Source organism: Elstera litoralis, from assembly GCF_000963705.1.
Lineage (GTDB): Bacteria > Pseudomonadota > Alphaproteobacteria > Elsterales > Elsteraceae > Elstera > Elstera litoralis.
Genome location: NZ_LAJY01000416.1, coordinates 1 through 3,518 on the forward strand (window position 1 = coordinate 1; position 3,518 = coordinate 3,518).

The 3,518-nt window shown below is 63.4% G+C and carries 1 protein-coding gene and 1 pseudogene; one reads left to right on the plus strand and one right to left on the minus strand.

Translation table 11 applies throughout. The features are described 5' to 3' along the window. A partial coding sequence (locus VZ95_RS14820) for a [protein-PII] uridylyltransferase (protein WP_332308107.1) occupies window positions 1-3,144 on the minus strand: 3,144 nt, incomplete at its 3' end. Between the two features lie 117 nt (window positions 3,145-3,261). Here VZ95_RS14820 and VZ95_RS14825 point away from each other — a divergent pair. Then, window positions 3,262-3,518, plus strand: a pseudogene (locus VZ95_RS14825) (hypothetical protein); the annotation flags it as partial.

Consider the following 3,518-nt stretch of genomic DNA (forward strand, 5'->3'; position numbering starts at 1 on the left):
GGCACCCGGCTCGTCGGGCGGCGTGTCGCCCGCCAGCAGCATGCCAAGCCGGAACTGCGCCTCGCGATGGCCGGAATCGCCCGCGCGGGTCAGCCAATCGCGGGAAGCCGCCCGGTTGCGGTAGGGGTCGGGCGCGGTGGCGAACAGCAGGCCGAGCTGATATTGCGCCTCACTGTCGCCCGCTTCGGCGCGCGGCTGCCAGAGCGTCTGTGCCCCGGCCCAATCTTGGCGGGCGAGGGCTTCGAGCACCTGAATCTGCGTTTCCGGCCCGTCATTGGCGAGCGCCGCCCCGCTCGCAATCCCGAGGGCCAACAGCAGGCGAATCATTCCGCCGCAATCTTCGTCCGGCTGCGCACCCGCGCGGGCCGGGCGGCTTTCGGCTCCGGCGGGGCTACGGTATCGAGCACGGCCAGCAGCGCCTTTTGCAACTCCCCGACCTTGCCCGCGCGCTCCAGCTTCAGCCCGAAAATGTCCTTCACATAAAAAACGTCCACCACTTTTTTCGCCGTAAGTGGTGATTTTCGCCGCGCCGATTTGCAGATTTTGGCTGGTGATCGCCGCGCCCAAATCATGCAACAGGCCGGGCCGGTCACGCCCATTCACTTCCACCACGGTAAAGGTGGCGGAGGCGGAGTTATGTACTAGCACGCGCGGCGGCACCGTGAAGACCTGGGTGCGCGTCGGCCCGTTGCGTTGGGTTTTGAGGTCCGCCAGCGACTTCAGCCGCCCGGACAGCGCCTGTTCGATCAACACCGCCAAGCGCGCCAGCTTATCGGGCCGGTCGAAGGCTCCGCCCTCGGCGTCCTGCACCGAAAAACTATCTAAGACCATGCTATTGGCCAGGGTGAAAATCCGCGCATCGACGATATTGGCCCCGGCGACGGCCAGCGCCCCGGCGATGCGGGCGAAAACGCCGGGATGATCGCCGGTGTAGATGGTCACATCGGTCACGCCGCGCTTGGCATCGACCCGGGTTTCCACCGAGAGTGGCGCGCCGTCCAGCGTCGCCCGGCGAATCATGCGCGCGTGGCGGGCAAGGGCGGCGGGGTCGGCTGAGAGCCAGTAAGAGGGGGTGCCGAGGGCGATATGGGCGTCGAAATCCGCCACCGGCCAATCTTCCAGCAAGGCGCGCAGATCGGCTAACTGGGCCTGAGTGCGCCGCTCCAACGGGCTTACGCCTTCGACGGGTTCGGCGGTCAGTCGGGCTTCGGCGAGGCTATAGAGTTCGCGCAGCAGGCCTGCTTTCCAATTGTTCCACACCTTCGGGCCGACGGCGCGAATATCGGCGACGGTCAGAATCAGCAGCAGCTTTAGCCGTTCTGGCGATTGCACCAGATCGACGAAATCTTGAATGGACTGTGGGTCCTGCAAATCGCGGCGGAAGGCGGTATTGCTCATGGCGAGATGCCAGCGCACCAGCCAAGCGACGGTTTCGGTCTCCTCCGCCGTCAGCCCCAGGCGGGGGCAGAGCTTATTTGCCACCTCTTCACCTAGAATCGAATGGTCGCCGCCGCGCCCCTTGGCGATATCGTGCAGCATGACGGCGACATAGAGCGCCCGGCGCGAGACCAGCGTTGGGAATAGCGCGCTCGCCAGCGGCAGTTCGTCCTTGAGCTCGCCTTTTTCGATTCGCGCCAGAATGCCGATGGCGAACAGCGTATGCTCGTCCACGGTGAACACATGGTACATATCGTACTGCATTTGCGCGACGACGCGGCCAAAGTCCGGCACGAACCGGCCCAGAACCCCAGCTTCGTTCATCCGCCGCAGCGCTTGTTCCGGCTCCTTATGGGAGGCGAGCATTTCGAGGAACAGCCGGTTCGCTTCGGGATCGGTGCGCAGTTTGGCGTCGATCAGTTTCAGGTTTTGAGTGATGAGCCGCAGCGCGATGGGATGAATATCAAACCCCGTGCGGTCGGCTTCCCAAAACAGGCGAATAAGGTTCACCGGAGCACTCAAAAACGCTTCGGGCTCGCCGATGGAAAGGCGATTGCCCTCGACGATGAACCCGTCTTTTGCGTGTTTTTTGGTGCCGAACCAGCGCTGCAAGGCCGAGGCTTTCGGTTTGCGCTTCTGTTCGGCTTCCAGCGCGGCGCAGAAAATGCGCGTGAGATCGCCTACATCTTTGGCGACCAGAAAATAATGCTTCATGAAGCGCTCGACACCGCGCGATCCGGCGTGATCGGTATAGCCCATCGCGGCGGCAAGCTCGCGCTGCACGTCGAAGGTCAGGCGCTCCTCGGCGCGCCCGGCGAGATAATGCAGGTGGCAGCGGATGGTCCAGAAAAAGCCCTCGGCCTTGGTGAACTTATTGGCTTCGGAGGGGGTCAGCACCCCGCGCAAGGGCAGTTGCGCCACGTCTTCCACTTGATAGACGTATTTGGCAATCCAATAGAGCGTGTGCAAATCGCGTAACGCGCCTTTGCCTTCCTTGATATTCGGCTCCAGCACATAGCGGCTATCGCCTAAGCGCTCGTGGCGCTGATTGCGCTCGTTGAGCTTGGCTTCGACGAAATCGAGTGCAGTGCCGCTGACCACTTCGGCGGCAAAGCGGCGCTTCAAATCCTCGTAGAGCGCTTGATCGCCCCAAACGTAGCGCGCTTCCAAAAGGGCGGTGCGGATGGTTTGATCCTGCCGGGCCATGCGCAGGCATTCTTCCACCGAGCGCGTGGCGTGGCCGACCTTCAGCCCCAAATCCCACAGCATATAAAGCATATATTCGACGATCTGTTCGCCGACCGGCGTTTGCTTATAGGGCAGCACGAACAGCAGATCGACATCCGAAAAAGGCGCCATCTCGCCGCGTCCATAGCCGCCAACGGCAACGACCGACAGCCGCTCCGACTGCGTGGGATTATGGATTTGGTAGACGCGCAGCGTGGTATCATCATAGAGCACGCGAATGAGCTGATCGGTCAGATAGGCCATGGCGCGCGCGGCTTCGATCCCGCTGGCCCCGGCCATGAAGCGCCGCTTCACCTCGTCCCGCCCGTGCGCCAACGCCTGTTTCAACTCGGCGAAAACGGCGGCACGGCGGGCCGGGCCTTGCCCGTCGACGCGCGACAGAGCCGCCAGAGTTTGATCGAGGGCGCGCCGTTCAATAAGGGCACGACGGGCTTTGGGATAGGTTGGGTGGCGCTGCATGGAGTGAATTTAGCGCCTTTTGCCGCCGACGGAAACATCACACGAAACAACACACCATCCCGTGCAACGCGCGCGGGGGAATGGTAAGCTCCCGGCCATGAACAAAGAGGTATCGGCATGAGTGCGGCGTTAAACGCCAGTCTGAAACAGGCGATCATTGCAGCGCGCGGCGATAAGTCCGACGCGGCGCGGCGGCTGGTCGCCCTCGCCAAGCACGACCCGGCGGTGCTGCTGGCGCTGACGGAACCGTTCCTGCCCGGCATCGCGTTTGACGCGGTGAACAAGGTGTTGGCGCGGGCGGCGTCGAAAAGTGGCGTGCCCGATACCGGCGTGGCCCCGGCCCAAACGCGCGCGCCCTCGGCCCCCGCCCATAT